Origin of the sequence: Desulfofarcimen acetoxidans DSM 771, assembly GCF_000024205.1 — a bacterium.
Lineage (GTDB): Bacteria > Bacillota > Desulfotomaculia > Desulfotomaculales > Desulfofarciminaceae > Desulfofarcimen > Desulfofarcimen acetoxidans.
The window spans coordinates 195,650-215,528 of the sequence record NC_013216.1 but is presented as its reverse complement, the minus strand read 5'-3'; the positions used below and the strand labels follow the sequence as shown (position 1 = coordinate 215,528).

Below are 19,879 nucleotides of genomic sequence, written 5' to 3'. Positions count from 1 at the left end.
CTCCCTTATCCGAAAGTTTGACAAAAAAAAGCTGCCTTTAACAGCTTTTTTTTGCACTCCAGGAAATTATGCTTATTATAGCTCTGTGGACAAGTTATTGTCTTATGCAGTGCAATTCCATATGGCACAAGCTGAGTTAATACCGCATAATTTCCTTAGAGTACGAGTGCCTGTGGCTGCTCGAAAAGTCGCTTTAAACGACTTTCTTGCACTCCAGGAAATTATGCTTATTATAGCTCTGTGAACAAGTTATTGTCTTATGCAGTGCAATTCCATATGGCACAAGCTGAGTTAATACCGCATAATTTCCTTCGAGTACGAGTGCCTTTGGCTTCTCGAAAGTCGCTTTAAATCGAACTAACCTTTAGCAACACAGGGAATATTTATAACCTGACCTACCCGCAAATTATTTGGGTTTACGTTGGGATTTGCGTCCAATAAGTCTTGCAAGGGGATATCATACTGCATAGCCAGCTTATAAAAGGTATCGCCGGACTTGATAGTATAAGAAATCATATCACCTGGTTTACAGACGGGGCTTTCCGGCTCTTCTTCCGGTTCTTCGCTCATATCTAAGGCAATGACTACTGATTGGTCCATGCTTTCTGTTACTCTTACTAAGATCTTTATTACGGCTTCACAATATACTTTCGGGCCTCTGGTTTCAGCCTTAACGAACTCTACCATAGGCATTACAGAGACATCCATATCTTTTCTGGCACCAGGCACCTCTACAAAGGTTCTGAAACTCATCTTCTTGTGCATGGCATGAACAGACTGATTAGGTTTCATCGCTACATAAATAACCTTAACTTCCAGGGTACCCCGTATAACAACTTTATCAGAAAGAACTTCCACTTTTTCTATGTCGATATGCTCGACGCGGCATTCCAAAATTTTCTCCGCGCACGGTTTGGGATCCGGAGGTGCTGAGGTGCTTTCTACAACCACCTGGGTACTTGCTTCACCAACTAATTGATCAACTCTTAAATTATATTTAGTTGCCTTACAATTACTGTCTTTTACATCAGTTACCACATAAACCGTTCTAGGATCGGTAACATTTACCTTTACTTCCAACACTATTCCGGCATCGAGCCGCCTGGGATTTCCCTTGACAGGATCAACATTTACGCTTTCCACAGTCGTTTTAATTTCAACCTTCATGTGTTTACCGGCACCGGGTACTTCTACAAAATCACTGAATTTAATGACTTTATGCAGTTCATGCACCGGTTGATCAGGTTTTCTGGCTACATACAATACCTGCAAATGAACTTCCCCGTCAAACATTACCTTGTTTCTAATAATTTTTTTATGTGTGATAGTTACCTCGGCATCCACATTTATAATTTGCTCTATATCGGGCTTGGGATCAGGAATTCGAAATACCTCATCAACCATAATCTGTTTTCTTGCATTGCCGATTAAATGATCTACCTTTAATCTTTCTGATTCAATTATAGCATTGTTATCATGTACCTTTACTACTACATTGAGTTCTTCAGGCTGGGTAGCTTTGGCGTCAACTTTAATTACTGCTACAACATCAAAATCTCTGTCACAATTACAATCATGTCTTTGTTTTACATTGACATCCTCTACCTCCAGCTTGACATCAACATCCATATCCGGTTCGACACCCGGCAGATCTATAAAAGTTGTAAAAGTAAGCATATGGTGCATGGAATGCACAGACTGATCGGGTTTCCGAGCAACATAAACTATCTGCAAATTTAAAGAACCATGCACTACAACTTTATCCGGCAGCACTTCTATTCTTCTCACTCTCGCTGACTTTTCTACAGAAAGTATTTGTTCAACATCAGGCTTAGGATCAGGAACACTCACTTTTCCTTTTACTATAGTCTGTTTTGTATCCTCAGCTATAATCATATTGATTTTTAAATACTCTGTTTCATAATTACAATCCATATAATTGCGCATAGCTCCGCTCTTCTTAGACATAAAGCTTTACCTCCTTTCGACAGTCTTCATAATAATATATGAGTGGTTTTATCAAGTGTGCAAAAACAAATAGATTATTTGGGTATTTAAGGCGCGTATAAGACCGCACCTAATCCTTCTGTTAAAGCCAAACATTCCAAACAACCGTTAGCCTCTTCACAAAAACTGGTTAAGATAAACATATTTTTTTGAAAGGCATGGCGAAATCTCCGCAGCATTAACTCATCCAGATTGGTTAATATTTTTACGGAAGCGCCGGATCCGTCCATGAGTACGGAATAACGGCCATCTTCCTGTTTTTGAAAAAGAACTTTATAGGGCGACTCCCCGGCTTTCATTATCAGGTTATGGATTGCCAGCACATAGCTCCGTACAACATCCTCCGCATCCTTTTTATTTTGCAGCTTGGGGCCAATAGCAGGTATACCGGTTCCCAATAAGACCAGAGCCACCTCTTGCAGCGTTTCTGAGTTAGCCACTGGTTACCCCCTTCATTCTATTTTTAGTAAACAAGTTCAACACCTAAATTTTTGCACACATTTTCTATTGGGCTAAAAATTGTGAACTTATCCGAACCGGCAAAAAGCAACCCAACAGCCTTTTTATTGTTATTTACAATCAGAGAACCGCTGTCACCTGGCTGCGAGTTCATATCACAGACTACCTGCTCAGAAAACCAGCCGATTTCTGTCTCAGATATTTGCACCTGTAATGTTACTCCTACAGCACTTACCCTGCCGCTGGTTAATCCACTGGTTCTGCCGCTTTTCTCCACCGAGATGCCGGGACTTACCTGCTCCAAGCCGGTTATTTTACCTATCTCATATATTTCCGGTGAAATAAATTCAGGGTTATCCGGTTTGCAAAGAGCACAATCAACCACATTTTCTGTGCTTTGCCTTTTATACAAGCGTACCCCATAATTTGGTTTAAAAATTTGCATCAGGCGATTGAGGCTTCTGGCCATATTTTGCGCCACCTGGCAATCGGATATTTCTTCACCTCTAACCAAGGGAATAAAACGATGCAGCACCCCGATTCGATCAGACATGGTTCCTCCGTCATAAGGGCCGGGCTGGTACAACACATTGAACAAATTCAATCAGCTAAAGAAAGCTCATAAATTATCAGTGTATTTTTAAATGATCGGGTCAGAGTCTTCAGTTCGTCTTCACTCCAAAACCTGTCTAACCCGTACTTATCTCTAACATTCCGGTTTACCTTCTCATCCCGCTCAAAAACAATTATCTTCTTTACGAAACGTTCTAAGAATGAGCGATCTATATCATTTTTTGTCAGGTTATCTGATTTCAAGCTTTCAATTATCAATTCGTAAGCACTGGCGCTCTCTTCATTCTGCATTGAAAGTGTTTTCAGGCGCTCAATTTTGCCGGCTAAAAGATCTTTCTCTTTATCCAACAAGCTGTTAGCGGATAGAAACAAATCTTCTGAAATTATGCCTCTTAGCCTGTCAAGATAGGCAGTTTTTTGCTGTCTCCGGCATTTTTCCAGGCGGTTAGAGAGTGTATTTAGCTCCTCAATGGAACCCTTAACCGAAAAATCCTTGCGGTATTCTTCCTTAAGCTTATGATGGAAGTCTACCCCCTTGCTGACTCTTAGGATATCTTGAAGGATAAGGCCACGCAAATCTTCTTCTCTAATATGGTGCGAGGTACAGGCCGTTCTTCCGTATCTATTGTACAGTCCGCAGATATATCCCGAGGGGCGGTTGGTCTTTTTTCGAAAGATGTGGGGAGAGCCACAACCGCCACATATTAAAAAACCGCTGAACAGGTGTAAGCAAGTTGTCTTTGTTTTCTTGCGGCCTTCTCCTGAAAGATGGCGTTTTTTTCTTATTTGGTTAGCTAAATCAAAGATTTCACGGCTAACCAAAGGTTCATGCGCATCAGGTACCACCACCCACCTGCTGCTGTCTAAGCGCCTGGTTTTTCGGGATTTAAATGAGATTTTCTCACTCACTCCCTGCACACTGATACCGCAGTAAACAAGATTACTGATAATGCGCCGGATGTTCTGCTCACTCCAGCGGGACTTTCCGGTTATATTAGCATAATTTTTATCCTGACCCGGGGTGGGAATGCCTAACTTTTGCACATACTCGGCCAAAGCCCGGTAACCCAGGCCCTCTATATACAACTCGAATATTTTAGGGATCAGCTCACGGTATTGCTCATTCACTACCAGCTTGTTTTTTTCCAAAGAAGACTTTAAATAACCGAAGGGCGGCCGCCCTAAATACTCGCCGTTCTGCATCTTTTTTTTCAGGTTATAGCGTACCTTTTTGGAAATATCCCTGGCATAATGTTCGTTGACCCAGGTTTTGATGCCGATAATCTCATCATCATCACGAAAACTGTCGTAATTATCGGTCAAGGCTATGAGACGTATATTCCTTTCTTTCAGGAAATCGAGAAAGCTGAGAGTCTCCCCGTTGTTGCGGCCCAGCCTGGAAAGATCTTTGACCAAAACAGTATCTACGAGGTTATTGTTTATATTGTCGACCATCTGGATTAAGCCCGGCCGATCGAAATAGGTACCCGAAATATCATTATCTATGTAATATTGAAAAGTACCCGGAATGTTTTCCTGCACATAACTTTTCAAAAGATCACACTGGGTTTCCAAGCTTTCATCCCTCTCGCCGTTTTCATTAACACTGAGACGAGCATATAAGGCTATATGTTTAGACATATTTCACCTCCATAGTTCTGTTGGAGCGCGGTTTTAAATCTAACCACCGGTCTTTTGATTTAACTGCCTGGCCTTTTCCTCAACTTCTTGACTTGTTAATTGCTTTAACTTTCGATACATTAAAAAAACGAGCATGTCACTGATTTTTTTATCTCCTGTGAAGAGTAAAATATGAAAATGATTGTCTAATTTTACTGTTATCGGGATATCTTTCTGCATAATAAAACACCTCCTGCATAACCATATGCAAAAGGTGTTGAAATGATTAATATTTGCTATTACTCACTATTTCATCAAACAGCGACAGGGATATTTCTTATCTGTTCATTAGTCTGATAACCCTCTAAAAGAAAATCATCAACTGTAAAGTCGTAGAAGTGTTTTTTATCCGGATTAATTAATAACCTGGGCGCCGGATAGGAAGTTCTCTGGATAAGTTCCTTTATTATCGGTATATGTCTGTCATATATATGCGCATCAGCAATAACATGCACGAATTCACCGGCTTCAAAGCTGCTTACTTGCGCAAACATATGTATAAGAATGGCATATTGAGCCACATTCCAGTTATTTGCAACCAAAACATCCTGAGATCGTTGATTTAGTATTGCATTTAGTTTTCGACCGGTAACATTAAAAGTCATACTATAAGCGCAAGGATATAAGTTCATCTCATGCAGGTCACTGTGGTTGTACATGTTAGCAATAATCCTTCTGCTATACGGGGTATGCCTTAAATCATACAAAATTCTGTCAACTTGATCAAATTCACCTTCACGGTACTTATGTTTAATACCCAGTTGATACCCGTAAGCTTTTCCAATTGAACCCTCATCGTTAGCCCAGCTATCCCAAATACTGCTATTAAGATCATTAATGTTGTTCGATTTCTTTTGCCATATCCAGAGCAGCTCATCAATTGCAGCTTTCAGGTTGGTTGGCCTTAGTGTCAGGATGGGAAACTCTTCTGAAAGATTATACCTGTTAACAACGGCGAACCTCTTAATAGTATGGGCCGGCATACCGTCAGTCCACTTAGCTCTTACCTCCTCACCCTCAGAAGAAATTCCTTTATCAAGGATCTCCTTGCACATTCCGATAAAAACATCGTCTGCTTTACTCACAATAACTTACCTCACTTTCTTAGTCTAATGGCAGTGTCAAAAATACGGGAAGCCAGAGGGATTTGCTTTCCTATTAAACCACAGGAATAACCAGTACCATCCCACTTCTCATGGCGATAATACGGTATTTCCATGTCCTGATGCAAATACCCGATCGGCAAAAACATTTTATGGGCATATACAGCTCCATTTACATTAGCTATAAGATAATTTAAAATAAGCTTTATACTGTTACCCCTGTAAAAAAGGACAGGGATAAAACAGAGATAATAATTTTCACCATATAGCCATACGATCTCTTATTTGACCATAAATATTACAAATATATCAGAAAATTGCCGTGCAAGTCTGCCACAAATAAATAAAGCGTGCTAAAATAATATGCACATAAAGCAATTGTACCACATTCACTTAGAATAGCTCTTTAGTGAACCTCCTCCGGGACGAGCCCGGAGGCTTCTACCCGTAAGGTTTCTCATTTCATTGAGAACTGCCCTGGCAAAGCAAGGTCTTACACTCTCTCATGAGCTACAGCACTGTGTTACCACAGCCTTGGCCCGGTCCATGGGCATCTACTACTCATCGTAGATACGTTTAAGCAGTTTTTTTCAGTGCCAACACCTTCAGCCGTGCATATTCGACCTTCTCAGGTAACTTACGGCCTTTGGTGAATTTACCGTTAACCGATTTATCCAGAATTCCGGAAGCACCGACCATATCCCGGTGCGGGCCGGCGAAACCACACTTGCCGCATTTATAGGTGCGACCTGTTTGCTTGGTATACTCTGCACAAGCTGGACAAGTACCCGAAGTACCGCGTTCATCCACTGATATCAGCTTAATGCCATGACGCTTTAACTTATACTCCAGCATCCTGCGTAATTTACCGAAAGTCCATTGACTCATCCGCTGGTTGTGCTTTTTACCGCAGTCTTTCTTGCGCACGCCTTCTGGATTGCCGATATAGACGGTATTGACGTTATGCTCAAAGCACCATTTTGAAACAATAGTTGAAATGGTATGTATGACGTGCTCAATTCGGCGCTCAATATTGTTCAAAAACCGGTACTTTGCAGCTAAAAGCTTATTGCGCTGTTTTGAGCCTTTTTTAGTTTTAGAAATAGCTTTTTGCAACCTGCGCAGCACCTTATTCCTGAGCCGGTGCAGAGAACGCAGCAATCTGCCGCTCACTACCAAAGATTTCTTACCGTCTGTGATAGCTACAGCATGTACCTCACCGGGGTCAATGGCTGCTGTAACGCCGCCCTGTACTTTTTTCAAGGCCGGTTTTTCTACCGTTACATGCAGCCAGTAAAGGTTACGGTGCCATACAAGTTGAACCAGCTTAATGACGGCTCCGGAGAGCCTTTTGGGTAAGTTAAGTATGAGTGATTCCCTGCCGCGTCCGTTTGAGAGAGTCAGCATCTTTCCTTCGTAATTTATACCAAGTGGCTTCCAGGTTACAGTGAAAAAACGTTTCCTGCGATGGGGATAGCGCCAATCTGTAACCCCTTGTTCGCGCAGCTTCCTGGTGCGCTCACAGCACTCAAAGTAAGTTTCCACTATAGCCTGCGCCGACTGGGAATGAACACCGTATTTGCCTTTAACGAATGCTTTCATGGCACCTTCGTCGAGCCAGCAGTGATGTTTTATATAGATTGTACGGTGAACAATGCAAGTTGTGTTCCATACTTTGGCTGCCTCTCTTTGCAGGGTACGGGCCAGGGAAGTTTGCTCCGGGGTTAGGTATACAGGAAATTTATTCACCAAAATGTCGATGCCTTTTGACTTTGACTTCTTTGATTGGTTATTTTTACATTTGCTCACAATTTCACCTCCTCCCGGAATATTTCTGGGCTTCAATATATTTGCGAATGGTCTCAGTGCTGACGTTTCCGGCAGTGCCTATTATAGATAGTGATAGGTAAGGATTGTCTATCAATTCTGATAGTGTAAGGCTCATTGTTATGTCGTCTCTCGTTAGTAATTTAGTTTTATTTGCGCGTTCTTTATAGAGTTTCCTACCTTCCGGTGTATATGATGTTTCATTTGGATTTTTGAGATTTACTTTTTCCCATTTGACAAATCCAAGGCTAGTGATACCAATTGTTATTTTTTCATATTGTATTGCCGGTATTCATGTTGTATAGTTTTCATGTCTACTGATTAAATTATTAACTTGATTGGATGGTATCCATTTGGCATTTTTACTTTTAATTGCCTTATATGATGTGTAGTTAAGGGAATTAGCGTATTTATTTAGTTCAATGTTTACCATTGTTGCCGGCTTATAGTAATTACTTATGATTCAATTATACAGTAGAGGAAGTGTTTGTGTATATACTTGTCGCCCTACCGGGCGACCGCTCCTTTCATCCCACGGGACAAGCCCGTGGGTTTTCAGGAGCGATTTTCTATAAATCAAAAATATTAATAAAACCACCTAAGTCGGCAATATTTATAATAATGTACAACAAACCACCGGCTTAATCATATACTTATTCACTAACAGAAATAATATATAACAAGAAAGTCATTTTAAGCGGTTTTTCAATAAAACACGCCGTTGCAGAATTTACTTTTTAAGGTGGTAAAAATGACAAATTACCGAGTAGAAAAAGACTTGCTTGGTGAGCTTAAGCTGCCGCGAGCGGCTTATTACGGCATTAACTCTTTAAGAGCCAGTCAAAACTTTGCTGTCAGCGGCTACGGAGTAAATAAACACTTACTCCGTGCTCTGGCTGAAGTCAAGTTGGCCGCAGCACAGGCAAATCTTCAGGCCAGCCTTTTGCCGGCAGAAACAGCCAGGGCCATCTGCTCAGCCGCACAGGAAGTGGCTGAGGGCGGGCTGGCTGAACAGTTTATTGTGGATGCCCTGCAGGGAGGTGCCGGCACTTCAACAAACATGAATATGAATGAGGTGCTGGCCAACCGGGCTATTGAACTTCTGGGCGGACAAAAAGGAGATTATGATCTTGTTCACCCCTTAAACAAGGTTAACCTCTCCCAATCCACCAACGATACTTATCCCACGGCACTGCGTATCGCAGCCATCCGGCTGGTGCTGGATTTAAGCGAAGCTCTGGCCGAGCTGCAGACAAGCCTGCAGGAAAAAGAAGCGCAATTTGCCGGAATACTAAAACTCGGACGAACCGAACTGCAGGACGCCCTGCCCATTACCCTGGGGCAGGAGTTCGGGGCTTTTGCCGAGGCTATAGCCCGTGACAGGTGGCGGTTATACAAGGTCGAGGAACGGCTGCGCCAAATCAACTTGGGCGGTACGGCCATCGGTACCGGTCTCAACGCCCCGCGCCGCTATATCTACCAGGTAGTGGAGGAACTGCGTCAAATCACCGGGTTGGGATTGGCCCGTGCAGAAAATATGGTTGACCTTACCCAGAATGCTGACATATTCGCCGAGGTCTCCGGTCTGGTCAAAGCTGCCGCCGTCAATCTATGCAAAATTGCCGGGGATCTGATGCTGCTGGCTGCCGGCCCTGCCGGAGGTTTGGCTGAAATCAATCTGCCCCCCCGCCAGGCTGGTTCTTCCATTATGCCGGGAAAAGTTAACCCGGTTATCCTGGAAGCGGTTATCCAGGTGTCCTGGCAGGTCATGGGGGCTGATCAGACAATTTGCCAGGCCTGCGCCGGAGGCCGGCTGGAATTAAATGCCTTTTTACCCTTAATAGCCCACAACCTGCTGCATGTTCTTGAGATGCTGGCCAAAACAGCAAGAGTTCTGAACAGCGAGTGCATAAGAGGCATAACTGCCAATGAAGAACGTTGCCGCAGGTGGCTGGAAGAAAGCAATGTACTGGTTACCGCTCTGGTTCCCTATATAGGTTATGAACAGGCTACCTCCCTGGCACAGCAAGCCAGGGAAGAAAATAAAACCATAGTAGAGTTGGTACAGGCCCGCAATCTGCTAACTATAGAAGAGTGTCAGATTATCGCCGCACCGCGCGAGTTGACCAGACCCGGTATAGCCGGTGCACGCCAGCTGGCCAATCGCTTTAAAAAGGCCAACAGTCAAGGAGATGGAAAAAATGCACGAGACACCTAGAGGCACCAGACTGCATATCGCCCTGTTCGGACGGCGTAATGCCGGCAAATCCAGCCTGATTAATGCACTGACCAGGCAAAATCTGGCCATTGTTTCCAACGTGGCCGGCACTACTACCGACCCTGTATACAAATCAATGGAAATTCTGCCCATCGGGCCTGTAGTATTGATTGATACGGCAGGACTGGATGATGAAGGAGAACTGGGACAAAAAAGGGTGGCCAAGAGTATGGCCGTGCTGGCTAAAACTGATCTGGTACTGCTGGTAGCAGATGTGCAAAAAGGTTTAGGAAAAACCGAACTGGAATTAATAGAAACTGCCCGAAAAAAGGAACTTCCGGTAATTGGCGTTGCCAATAAAATCGATCTTTTGCCTCAGCCGGAGGAAATATCTTTCCCACTGCCGGATATGACCTGGGTTAAAGTCAGTGCTCTGACCGGAAAAGGTATTAATGAACTTAAACAGGCTATGGTTAAACTGGCTCCCAAGGAATGGGTAGCTCCTACTATTGCCGGAGATCTTGTGCCTCCCGGTGAACTGGCCATGCTGGTAGTGCCTATAGACCTGGCAGCACCCAGAGGGCGTTTGATCTTGCCGCAGGTACAAACTATCCGTGACTTGTTAGATAACGACTGCTTGACTATGGTAGTCAAAGAAAGGGAACTAAAAGCAGCCTTCGGCGTGCTGCGGAAGCCCCCCCGGTTGGTAATCACTGATTCACAAGCCTTCTTAAAAGTCGATGCGGATACACCGCCCGGCGTGCTTATGACGTCCTTTTCCATTCTTTTTGCCCGTTATAAAGGGGATCTGGCCACATTGGTGGAAGGCGCGCTGGCCGTAGAAGAACTGCAGCCCGGCGATAAAGTGCTGATTGCCGAGGCATGCACTCACCACCAGGTTGCGGATGATATCGGTACCGTAAAAATTCCCCGCTGGCTGCGCCAGATTGTAGGAGGGGAATTACATTTCTCTTGGTCCAGCGGGCTTGAATTGCCGTCTGACTTATCCGGCTATAAATTAATTGTACATTGCGGCGGCTGTATGATTAACCGCAGGGAGATGCTCAGCCGCATTATGACGGCACAGGCAGCCGGAGTACCCATTGTCAATTACGGGGTTTTAATAGCTTATGTACACGGTATTTTACGGCGGGCGCTGGCTCCTTTCCCGGATGTATTGAGGTTATACGAAAACAAGGAAATGACATAAACATTTAAAATTAAAGCATTTTCTTATAATCAGGTACTTATTTATTTAAAAAAAACGGCTTAATAGCCGTTTTTTTTAAAAATATAGGTCTCGCCAACCTTGTTTTATTTTCTCCAGTTTTTCTTCTGTTTTCCGGCGAATTATTCCATCCGGTATTTGGTTGATCTGCTCCTTAATGAAATTATCGCCGGCAATTCTGGTTTCAGGTGCGGCATAATCCAGCAAAAACTCCTGGAAGGTAAGAATAGCATTGGGTTGACAGACATTTTGAATCTCACCTGTCTTGGCCAGTGCCATAAAACGGTCCCCGGTGCGCCCCTGACGGTAGCAAGCGGTGCAAAAGCTGGGTATATAGCCCGATTCAGCTATACTGCGGATGACCTCGTCCGGACTGCGGTTATCCTCCACATTGAATTGGCGGGTATCTTCTTCCTTGCCGGCACCTTGCCGGTACTGGCTCCGGTAGCCGCCCACACCGGTACAAGAACCGGCACTAATCTGCGAGATACCTATAGACAGCAGTTCGTCTCTAAAGTCCGCTCCCTCCCTGGTGGAAAGAATCATTCCTGTATAGGGAACAGCCAATCGCAAGACAGCGATTAATTTCTTAAAATCCCGGTCGGAAACCAGATGAGGAAATTGCTCCAGATCCATCCCGGCTGCCGGTTTTAACCTAGGCACTGAAATAGTGTGCGGCCCAACACCAAAAGCCTCCTCCAAATGCAGCGCGTGCATTAACAACCCCATAACTTCATATTTATAATCATATAATCCAAAGAGGACTCCCACACCGACATCATCGATACCGCCCTGCATGGCCCGGTCCATAGCCGTGGTGTGCCAGACATAATCACGCTTGGGACCGGCCGGGTGCATTCGGCTGTAGGTTTGCCTATGATATGTTTCCTGAAAAAGTATGTAGGTTCCGATCCCTGCCTCCTTTAAAAGCCTGTATTCCTCAACAGTAGTGGCAGCAATGTTTACGTTAACCCTCCTGATGCTGCCGTTTTTCTCCTTAACGGAATATATCGTCCTAATGGCCTCCAAAACATAATCAATGGGACACTCGACTGGGTGTTCACCGAATTCCAGAGCTAAACGCTTATGACCCAGTCCCTCCAGAACCTTAACCTCTTCTTTGATTTCATCCATGGTTAGTTTGCGGCGAAAAATCTTGCTGTGGGTGCGATAGCCGCAATAGACACAGCTGTTAACACAGTAATTGCTGATATAAAGAGGAGCAAAAAGCACCAGCCTGCGCCCATAGATACTCTCTTTAATTTTATTTGCCGCCGCATACATTTCCTCCAGCAGCGCGGCATCTTCCAGGTGAAGCAGTACTGCCGCCTCCCCGGGTGTTAACCCCCGTGCCTTTACTGCTTTTTCAATAATTTCCTTTACTTTTTTATTATCGGCATTCTTAGCTTCCTCCAGAAGCCCCCATATTTTTTGATCATCAATAAAATCTGCCGCAGCAACAGTCATTTTATTAGCTCCTTCCGTTAAAATTATAACTGTTCAGCAATCCACACTCACTTTTTATTCCTGTCCCCTCGATCCGTACCAACAACTCTTCCCAACTCTGCAATTAGCTTCTTCACACTATCCAAACATTCTTCCGGCTCGTCCTTTATTCCAGCTTTATTGGGGTAAATACTATAGTGCCGCCGGCAGCTTACCGGTGTTATATTAGGCATTACCACATTGGCCCCGCATTGCAGGGCCAGCTTTCGTCCTCCCGGGTAAAGGGTTTCCAGAGCCGTGGTGGAAGGCAAATTTACCTCCGGCATAAGCAACCTGGCCACTGCCAGTGTTTTTAGCGTCATGTCCAGGGTACCTCCCGGCATACCCGCCAAAGGTGTCTGAGGGTGAGCTATAAAAGGCCCAATCCCGGCCATATCTACATCAAGTTCACGCATTAACTCCAGATCACGGGCTAAAGTGCCTGTACTTTGTCCGGGGAGTCCTACCATATTTCCCGAACCTATCTCGAAACCCAGTTCTTTAAGCCATTTCAGACACTGAACACGGCCGGCCAGAGTGGTTTTCGGCCTTAGCCGGACAAAAAGCCCCTCATCTGAGGTTTCCTGCTTTAAGAGATAGCGATCGGCACCGGCTTCACGCAATCTTTCATAGTCGCTGTAGGAACGCTCCCCCAGTGACAGGGTTACCGCCATTCCGGTACTCTGCTTAATAAGCCGCACTATACGGACTAACTGCTCCAGAGAATAAAACCGATCCTCCCCGGACTGCAGTACCACTGTTTTAAGGCCCACCTTAACCGCCCTCCGGACAGCCAGGAGAATATCCTCCTCACCCAGCCGATATCGCTTTACGTCTTTATTAGCAGACCTTAATCCACAGTAATGGCACTGCCTGCAGCAATAATTGGAGAACTCAATAATTCCCCTTAAATGCACCGCATCACCCACATACCGCTTCCTTACCGCATCGGCCAAAGCAAAAAGCTCTTGCTGTTCCTTGGGTCCGGCTGCCAGCAGGGCCAATATTTCCCGGTGCTCCAAAACCAGGCCGCTCAACTGCTTGTTTATAGCTTTAGCAAATTCTGATGCTATGTTCATTACTGTCATCCTTCTTTTAGAGTTATACTCTTATGCTGCCCCTTTTAGGACTCTAAGCCATAAACATTTTTATTCAAAAACAAGAAAATCAATAAACATAATTAATTGCTATCAATAAAAAGTATTTATTATAAAGAATATTATTTTTTTTCTATAAAATCAATATTTTTTTGACTAAAAATAAGATTAATTTTTAAACATAATATAGTAAACCTCCGGAAGCTCCAAACTATTATAGAAATTATCTTAAGATTGCGTAATTATTTTATTAATAACGATTGATTTTTCAAAATAAAAGCATTATTATTAACTCAATAAGAATATCTTATTAATATTAATACAATAACTTTATTAACAACCCATATATATGATAAATTAACTTTATGGCAGGTGATCAGTATCAAACTGCATCAGGTGAATGAACTTTTAGAAGCTGAAGTTATAACAGGTGAAGAACTTTTAGACCTTACTGTAAATTATGGTTTTGGCTGTGATTTAATCAGTGACTCACTGAGTTTTTCCAGACCTGACTGCCTGTTGTTAACGGGACTTACCAATATTCAAATCATCCGGGTGGCTGAAATGGTTGAGGCTAAAGCTATAGTATTTGTAAGAGGGAAAAAACCTGGCACCGAAATAATTGAAATGTCCCGACAAAAAAAAATTCCCCTGATGAGCACCAAGCGATTTCTTTTCGAAAGCTGCGGCATTCTTTACCAGCATGGTCTGCGCAGCTACTAACGAGCAGTTAAGGAGTGAGTTCATATTTGCAGTTGGAATTTGAAATTAAGGGCATGGACTTTGCCCGGGCCGGGGAAGCGGCAGCAAAAATAAAAAAAGCTCTGCAAATGGTTGGGATGGAAGTCGAAACCATCAGGAAAACCTTAGTTGTAGCCTATGAGGCCGAACTTAATGTAGTTATTCACGCTTATGCCGGTACACTGACTGCAAAAATCAGCCCTGATGCCGTGGAGATAAAGGTTATGGATGAGGGACCGGGTATAGCCGATATTGAACTGGCCATGCAGGAGGGTTATTCCACCGCACCTTCCAACATCAGAGAAATGGGTTTCGGAGCGGGTATGGGACTTCCCAATATTGAGCGCTGCTCGGATCAAATGGAACTAACCTCCGAAGTTAATCAAGGGACCCTGCTCACTGCCATAATATTCAACAGGACAAGTGGTGAGAAATAATGCAGAAATATTTTCACTCTGTAAGACTGGACGAAGATAAGTGCAAAGGCTGCACCAATTGCGTCAAACGCTGCCCCACCGAGGCTATCCGGGTAAGGGAAGGACGGGCTCTAATTATTGAAGAACGCTGTATCGACTGCGGTGAGTGCATAAAAATTTGCCCGAACCGGGCTAAACTGGCCACAACTGACGGGCTGGAGCAGCTGCAAAACTTTCATTACACCATCGCACTGCCTGCTCCTTCTCTTTATGCGCAATTTGAGCCTAATACCAGTCCCGAACAAATATTAGGCGCACTTTTAAACATAGGCTTTGACGATATTTTCGAAGTAGCCCTGGGAGCCGAGGCAGTTTCACTGGCTCTGAGAGATTACCTTAGCCGCGATCATCCAAGGCCCATGATTTCTTCCGCCTGTCCGGCCGTACTCAGGCTGATGCAGGTGCGTTTTCCCGGACTATTGCAGCACATAGTGCCAATCGAGACACCTATGGAAATTTCAGCCGGGCTGGCCAGGGAAAAGGCCCGTCAGCAGCATGGCTTCAGTGACAACCAGATAGGCGTCTTTTTTATAACTCCCTGCCCGGCCAAAGTAACTGCCATAAAACAACCATTCGGGGAAAAATCCTATGTGGACGGCGCTATTTCAATGTCCGTAATCTACGGCGAACTGCTGCATAGTCTTGATTCACCATCAACGAAACAATTACCTTTATTATCAGGAGCCAGGGGTGTGGGCTGGGGAAAAGCCGGAGGAGAAAACCATGCCATCAGGTGCCACTCACATCTGGCTGTAGACGGTATTCACAGTATTATCAACGTGCTGGAGGAAATTGAAAGAGGTGGCTTAAGCGATATAGATTACCTGGAAGCACAGGCCTGCACCGGCGGCTGTATCGGCGGCCCGCTGGCGCCTCAAAATCTGTTCGTAGCACGCGTTCGCATGGATAACCTGGTCAAAAAGCTGAGTTTGCAACCGGACAGGCCAAAGAGTTTATCAACGGATCCGGAGTTCTTACGCCTGAATAAACCAATTTTGCCCAGACCCGCCCTAAAACTGGACCAGGATATTAACCGGGCTATTGAAATGCTGGAAGAAGTTGAAAAGATAACGGAAGATTTACCCGGTCTGGATTGCGGTTCTTGCGGCTCTCCAAACTGCCGGGCACTGGCGGAGGATATTGTCAGGGGCTACGCGGATACCAGCTTCTGCATCTTCAAACTCCGTCAAAGGCTGCAGATTTTAGCCCGTGAGATAGTGGACCTATCCCACAAGCAGCCCCCGGCCATGGGCAGAGAGAGGGAAAAAGAACTTAAAGAAGGTGATGCCTGATGGAACAGTGGTCAAAAATTATTAAGTTTCTGCATCTAACCCTATTAACCGATCCGGCATTCTTGAAACGGGAAATCCGGGGAGCTTACTGCGGGGATCTGCTCAGCGATGTCCTGGCCAACTCACTTTCCGGAAACATATGGATAACCATTCACCGTCACCGCAATGTTATTGCGGTTGCCTCTTTGCTTAACCTGTGCGGGGTAATAATTACCGGCAACCGGCAACCTGACAGAGAAACACTGGCAGCCGCGGAGATGGAAGGTGTTCCGATTTTCACTACCCCTTTGAATAATTTTGCCGCAGCGGGACGGCTATATCACTTGCTGGAATTAAAACTAACCGACTAATATATTAGCCGAATATTTGCTGATGGCTGAATAGTTTTGATTTTTTTAAGAATTACATCATCCATAGATTAGTTAAACGGAATTCCAAATCAAGGAGGTATGTTATTGTGGGCGACAAATGCAAATGCCATTCTCAGCTAAGCGCTGAACTGCTTTCCCAGGTGGATAAAATCATTGAACCTTCAAGCGGCCGCTCCGGCAACTTGATCCAGGTACTGCACCGGGTCCAGGAACTGGTGGGGTATCTCCCACGCGAGGTACAGGTACGGGTAGCGGAAGGACTTAATGTACCCCTGTCCATTGTCTACGGCGTTGTCTCCTTTTATTCATTCTTTAATGTACTGCCAAAGGGAAAACACACTATTAATGTATGTACCGGAACGGCCTGCTATGTAAGAGGTGCTAAACAGCTGATTAATAATATACAGGATCAACTTGATATTAAAACCGGAGGGACAACCAGTGACGGACAGTTTTCTCTGGGCATGGTTCGCTGCGTGGGAGCCTGCGGCCTCGGACCGGTGGTAACAATTAATGAAGACGTTCACGCACAGGTACGCCCGGAAAAAATAGACGGTATTTTAGCTAAATACTCTAAGGAGTAGAGCAAATTGGAAGAATTGTCTTATCACATTCTTGACCTGGCCCGCAATTCAATAGAGGCTGGCGCTGCAAATCTGGAAATCAATGTTATAGAGGATCCGGCGAAAAATTTACTGAAATTTGAGGTGAAGGATGACGGTCGAGGTATCGGTGAAAATGCCCTCAACAAAATAACGGATCCCTTTTACACTACCAAGGCAGCTAAAAAAATAGGGCTGGGTATACCTCTCCTGTCAGAAGCTGTGCAGGCTTGCGGCGGCAGTCTGAAAATCGAGCCGCTGTCCCCGAACGGCACTCAGGTTACCGCATCTTTTCCGTATGATCACATGGACCGGGCTCCGCTGGGTGACCTGCCCTCTACCATAAGTGTTTTGCTGGCTGCCGGTCATTGTTTTAACCTGATTTACCGCCACCGGCATGTAAGAAAAAATTTTGTTTTTAATACTAAAGAAATCCGGGCTCAGCTGGGGAAGGTGCCCCTTACAACCCCGGCGGTGCTGAATTGGCTGCAAGAATACTTAGATTCAAGCATCAGAAATCTAAAGAGGAGGCGAAATAATTGAGAACCTTGGAAGATCTGAACAAGCTGAGGGACAAACTTCAGGCGGAAATTAGCATCCGGGAAAGAAAGCAGGAAATTACCGTTAATGTCAGTATGGGTACCTGCGGAATAGCGGCAGGAGCCAGGGAAACAATGAAGACTCTGATCGAAGAAATAAGCAGTAAAAATATAAAAGACATAGCTTTGACCCAGACAGGCTGTCTGGGAGCCTGCCAACAGGAACCGCTGGTGCAAATCCAAAAGGGTGGGGAAAAAGTTACTTACATTAATGTAGATCAGGAAAAAGCCAGGCAAATTGTTAACAGGCACCTGCTGGAAGGCAAAGTCATAGAACAGTGGACAAAACCGGAGGAGTAGGAGGTATTGCGTTATGAGTATGTATAGGTCACATGTACTTGTCTGTGCCGGGGCAGGCTGTATATCCTCGGACTGCAAAGCAGTGCAAAGCGCGTTAATAGCCAATATTCAAGCACAAGGATTGAAAGATGAAATAAAAGTCGTGGAAACCGGCTGCATGGGACCCTGTGACCTGGGTCCGGTGGTGCTGATTTTTCCTGACGGGGTTTTTTACCGCAAGCTGAAACCGGAAGATACAGCTGATATCGTTACCGAACACCTGCTCAAGGGCAAATTAGTTGACCGTCTTTTGCACCGGCCTACCGGAAAATCAGAACAGGTCGCAACATTCGACCGGATGGAATTCTTCAAGCGTCAAACCAGAGTCACCCTGCGCAACACCGGACTGATTAATCCTGAATCCATAGAAGAATACATTGCCAGGGACGGCTACCAGGCCTTAGGCAAAGTGTTATCAAAATACTCACCGGAGGAGGTTATTTCGGCTATTAAAGCTTCCGGTCTGAGGGGCAGGGGAGGGGCCGGCTTTCCTACAGGCTTGAAATGGGAATTTACTGCCCGGGCCTCCGGAAATCCCAAGTATGTGGTATGCAACGCCGATGAAGGTGATCCCGGCGCGTTTATGGATCGCAGTATTCTGGAAGGGGACCCGCACAGTGTATTGGAGGCCATGGCTATCTGCGGCTACGCTATCGGAGCGGAAAAAGGCTTTATTTATGTGCGCGCGGAATACCCGCTGGCAGTGCAGAGGCTGGAAACAGCCATCGGCAAATGCCTGGAATACGGTTTGCTGGGCCGAAATATTTTCAGTACCGGTTTTAATTTTGATATAGAAATAAGAGTAGGAGCAGGCGCCTTTGTCTGTGGTGAAGAAACAGCCCTGCTGGCTTCTATTGAAGGCCGGCGCGGCGAACCCAGACCAAAGCCGCCTTTCCCTGCACAGGAGGGACTCTGGGGCAAACCCACTGTAATTAATAACGTTGAAACCTGGGCCAACATACCCCCAATTATTCTCAACGGACCTGAGTGGTTCAGCGCTATTGGGACAGAGAACAGCAAAGGCACTAAGGTTTTTGCCCTGGCCGGCAAAATCAACAATACCGGACTGGTTGAAGTGCCTATGGGTACTCCTTTAAAGGAAATCATCTATGATATCGGGGGCGGCATACCTAACGGCAAAAAATTCAAAGCCGTACAAACCGGCGGACCCTCCGGCGGCTGTATCCCGGCAGAATATCTGGACACTCCGGTAGATTATGATTCCCTGGTTAAACTGGGCACAATTATGGGTTCCGGCGGCATGATTATTGTAGATGAAGACACCTGCATGGTGGATTTAGCCAAGTTTTTCCTCGAGTTTGTTCAGGAAGAATCCTGCGGCAAATGCGCTCCCTGCCGTATAGGAACAAAACGCATGCTGGAAATAATGGAGCGAATCGTCGAAGGCAACGGTAAAGACGGTGATATAGAATTGCTGGAAGAGCTCAGCCAGGGCATTAAAAGCTCCGCCTTATGCGGACTGGGACAAACAGCGCCCAACCCTGTTTTAAGCACGCTCAGGCATTTTCGGGAAGAATATATAGCCCATATAAAAGACAAAAGATGTCCGGCCGGAGCCTGCCAAGCACTGGTTACCTACTATATCGATGCAAGGGCCTGTAAAGGCTGCGGTTTGTGCAGCAAAAATTGCCCTGCCGGCGCTATCAGCGGGGAAAAGAAAAAACCGCATGTTATTGATGCGGGCAAATGCATCAAGTGCGGGACATGCAAAGACAAGTGCAAGTTCAATTCAATATTTATTTTATGATCTGCAGCAGGGAG

Annotated in this window: 20 protein-coding genes; 10 read left to right on the top strand and 10 right to left on the bottom strand. The window is 45.1% G+C overall.

The genetic code is table 11. The features are described 5' to 3' along the window. Positions 1 to 357: 357 nt before the first annotated feature. From DTOX_RS00965 to DTOX_RS00935, 8 genes are all read right to left on the bottom strand, one after another. Complete coding sequence (locus DTOX_RS00965; protein ID WP_015755867.1) at positions 358 to 1,968, bottom strand: DUF3794 and LysM peptidoglycan-binding domain-containing protein; 1,611 nt, start codon at positions 1,966 to 1,968, stop codon at positions 358 to 360. Positions 1,969 to 2,054: 86 nt separating this feature from the next. Beyond that, positions 2,055 to 2,447: a hypothetical protein gene (locus DTOX_RS00960; protein ID WP_015755866.1), complete on the bottom strand. Its 393-nt coding sequence runs from the start codon at positions 2,445 to 2,447 to the stop codon at positions 2,055 to 2,057. Between the two features lie 23 nt (positions 2,448 to 2,470). After that, positions 2,471 to 3,019 carry a chymotrypsin family serine protease gene (locus DTOX_RS00955; RefSeq protein ID WP_015755865.1) on the bottom strand — a complete coding sequence of 183 codons (549 nt, stop codon included), beginning with the start codon at positions 3,017 to 3,019 and terminating at the stop codon, positions 2,471 to 2,473. 47 nt (positions 3,020 to 3,066) lie between these two features. Continuing rightward, a complete protein-coding gene (locus DTOX_RS00950) occupies positions 3,067 to 4,680 on the bottom strand; it encodes a recombinase family protein (RefSeq protein ID WP_015755864.1) in 1,614 nt (537 codons plus the stop codon). A 39-nt stretch (positions 4,681 to 4,719) separates the two neighbouring features. Then, positions 4,720 to 4,899, bottom strand: a complete 180-nt coding sequence (locus DTOX_RS00945) for a hypothetical protein (RefSeq protein ID WP_015755863.1) — start codon at positions 4,897 to 4,899, stop codon at positions 4,720 to 4,722. Between the two features lie 74 nt (positions 4,900 to 4,973). Continuing rightward, positions 4,974 to 5,804: a thymidylate synthase gene (gene thyA / locus DTOX_RS00940; RefSeq protein WP_015755862.1), complete on the bottom strand. Its 831-nt coding sequence runs from the start codon at positions 5,802 to 5,804 to the stop codon at positions 4,974 to 4,976. An 11-nt stretch (positions 5,805 to 5,815) separates the two neighbouring features. Beyond that, positions 5,816 to 5,971 (bottom strand): HD domain-containing phosphohydrolase, encoded by a 156-nt coding sequence (locus DTOX_RS25180; protein WP_083773336.1) that lies wholly within the window; start codon positions 5,969 to 5,971, stop codon positions 5,816 to 5,818. Positions 5,972 to 6,398: 427 nt separating this feature from the next. Next, positions 6,399 to 7,631 carry an RNA-guided endonuclease InsQ/TnpB family protein gene (locus DTOX_RS00935; RefSeq protein ID WP_015755861.1) on the bottom strand — a complete coding sequence of 411 codons (1,233 nt, stop codon included), beginning with the start codon at positions 7,629 to 7,631 and terminating at the stop codon, positions 6,399 to 6,401. A gap of 769 nt (positions 7,632 to 8,400) precedes the next feature. Between DTOX_RS00935 and DTOX_RS00930 the strand changes: the two genes are divergently transcribed. Both DTOX_RS00930 and hydF read left to right on the top strand, forming a co-directional pair. Beyond that, positions 8,401 to 9,867, top strand: coding sequence for an aspartate ammonia-lyase (locus tag DTOX_RS00930; protein WP_015755860.1), 1,467 nt, complete (start codon positions 8,401 to 8,403; stop codon positions 9,865 to 9,867). Continuing rightward, positions 9,851 to 11,077 carry a [FeFe] hydrogenase H-cluster maturation GTPase HydF gene (gene hydF / locus DTOX_RS00925; protein WP_015755859.1) on the top strand — a complete coding sequence of 409 codons (1,227 nt, stop codon included), beginning with the start codon at positions 9,851 to 9,853 and terminating at the stop codon, positions 11,075 to 11,077. Before DTOX_RS00930 ends, hydF begins: the two co-directional genes overlap by 17 nt. A gap of 75 nt (positions 11,078 to 11,152) precedes the next feature. On the opposite strand, the gene hydG is transcribed toward hydF, so the two are convergent. Together hydG and hydE are read right to left on the bottom strand one after the other, a co-directional pair. Then, on the bottom strand, positions 11,153 to 12,562 hold the full coding sequence (hydG, locus tag DTOX_RS00920) for a [FeFe] hydrogenase H-cluster radical SAM maturase HydG (protein WP_015755858.1): 1,410 nt from the start codon (positions 12,560 to 12,562) through the stop codon (positions 11,153 to 11,155). Between the two features lie 47 nt (positions 12,563 to 12,609). Beyond that, a complete protein-coding gene (hydE, locus tag DTOX_RS00915; protein WP_015755857.1) occupies positions 12,610 to 13,659 on the bottom strand; it encodes a [FeFe] hydrogenase H-cluster radical SAM maturase HydE in 1,050 nt (349 codons plus the stop codon). Between the two features lie 390 nt (positions 13,660 to 14,049). Here hydE and DTOX_RS00910 point away from each other — a divergent pair, with 390 nt between their 5' ends. From DTOX_RS00910 to nuoF, 8 genes are all read left to right on the top strand, one after another. Further along, positions 14,050 to 14,400, top strand: a complete 351-nt coding sequence (locus DTOX_RS00910; protein WP_015755856.1) for a DRTGG domain-containing protein — start codon at positions 14,050 to 14,052, stop codon at positions 14,398 to 14,400. Between the two features lie 26 nt (positions 14,401 to 14,426). Continuing rightward, the gene (locus tag DTOX_RS00905) at positions 14,427 to 14,855 is read left to right on the top strand and encodes an ATP-binding protein (protein ID WP_015755855.1); all 429 of its coding nucleotides are present in this window, start codon (positions 14,427 to 14,429) and stop codon (positions 14,853 to 14,855) included. Further along, a complete protein-coding gene (locus DTOX_RS00900) occupies positions 14,855 to 16,186 on the top strand; it encodes a [Fe-Fe] hydrogenase large subunit C-terminal domain-containing protein (protein ID WP_012813585.1) in 1,332 nt (443 codons plus the stop codon). Before DTOX_RS00905 ends, DTOX_RS00900 begins: the two co-directional genes overlap by 1 nt. Continuing rightward, entirely contained in the window at positions 16,186 to 16,536 is a 351-nt protein-coding gene (locus DTOX_RS00895; protein ID WP_012813584.1) for a DRTGG domain-containing protein, read from the top strand. The genes DTOX_RS00900 and DTOX_RS00895 overlap by 1 nt, the downstream gene beginning before the upstream one ends. 107 nt (positions 16,537 to 16,643) lie before the next feature. Further along, positions 16,644 to 17,141, top strand: a complete 498-nt coding sequence (locus DTOX_RS00890) for an NADH-quinone oxidoreductase subunit NuoE family protein (RefSeq protein ID WP_012813583.1) — start codon at positions 16,644 to 16,646, stop codon at positions 17,139 to 17,141. A 6-nt stretch (positions 17,142 to 17,147) separates the two neighbouring features. After that, entirely contained in the window at positions 17,148 to 17,702 is a 555-nt protein-coding gene (locus DTOX_RS00885; protein ID WP_012813582.1) for an ATP-binding protein, read from the top strand. Continuing rightward, a complete protein-coding gene (locus DTOX_RS00880) occupies positions 17,699 to 18,058 on the top strand; it encodes a (2Fe-2S) ferredoxin domain-containing protein (protein WP_012813581.1) in 360 nt (119 codons plus the stop codon). The genes DTOX_RS00885 and DTOX_RS00880 overlap by 4 nt, the downstream gene beginning before the upstream one ends. Positions 18,059 to 18,071: 13 nt before the next feature. Continuing rightward, positions 18,072 to 19,865 carry an NADH-quinone oxidoreductase subunit NuoF gene (gene nuoF, locus DTOX_RS00875; RefSeq protein WP_012813580.1) on the top strand — a complete coding sequence of 598 codons (1,794 nt, stop codon included), beginning with the start codon at positions 18,072 to 18,074 and terminating at the stop codon, positions 19,863 to 19,865. Positions 19,866 to 19,879: the final 14 nt, after the last annotated feature.

Bases quoted from the DNA above. Each gene is read 5' to 3' on its own strand.
- DTOX_RS00950 (WP_015755864.1), bottom strand. From the start codon at position 4,680: ATGTCTAAACATATAGCCTTATATGCTCGTCTCAGTGTTAATGAAAAC.
- nuoF (WP_012813580.1), top strand. From the start codon at position 18,072: ATGAGTATGTATAGGTCACATGTACTTGTCTGTGCCGGGGCAGGCTGT.
- DTOX_RS00955 (WP_015755865.1), bottom strand. From the start codon at position 3,019: ATGTCTGATCGAATCGGGGTGCTGCATCGTTTTATTCCCTTGGTTAGA.
- hydF (WP_015755859.1), top strand. From the start codon at position 9,851: ATGCACGAGACACCTAGAGGCACCAGACTGCATATCGCCCTGTTCGGA.
- hydG (WP_015755858.1), bottom strand. From the start codon at position 12,562: ATGACTGTTGCTGCGGCAGATTTTATTGATGATCAAAAAATATGGGGG.
- DTOX_RS00945 (WP_015755863.1), bottom strand. From the start codon at position 4,899: ATGCAGAAAGATATCCCGATAACAGTAAAATTAGACAATCATTTTCAT.
- DTOX_RS00895 (WP_012813584.1), top strand. From the start codon at position 16,186: ATGGAACAGTGGTCAAAAATTATTAAGTTTCTGCATCTAACCCTATTA.
- DTOX_RS00930 (WP_015755860.1), top strand. From the start codon at position 8,401: ATGACAAATTACCGAGTAGAAAAAGACTTGCTTGGTGAGCTTAAGCTG.
- DTOX_RS00900 (WP_012813585.1), top strand. From the start codon at position 14,855: ATGCAGAAATATTTTCACTCTGTAAGACTGGACGAAGATAAGTGCAAA.
- hydE (WP_015755857.1), bottom strand. From the start codon at position 13,659: ATGAACATAGCATCAGAATTTGCTAAAGCTATAAACAAGCAGTTGAGC.
- DTOX_RS00965 (WP_015755867.1), bottom strand. From the start codon at position 1,968: ATGTCTAAGAAGAGCGGAGCTATGCGCAATTATATGGATTGTAATTAT.
- DTOX_RS25180 (WP_083773336.1), bottom strand. From the start codon at position 5,971: ATGTTTTTGCCGATCGGGTATTTGCATCAGGACATGGAAATACCGTAT.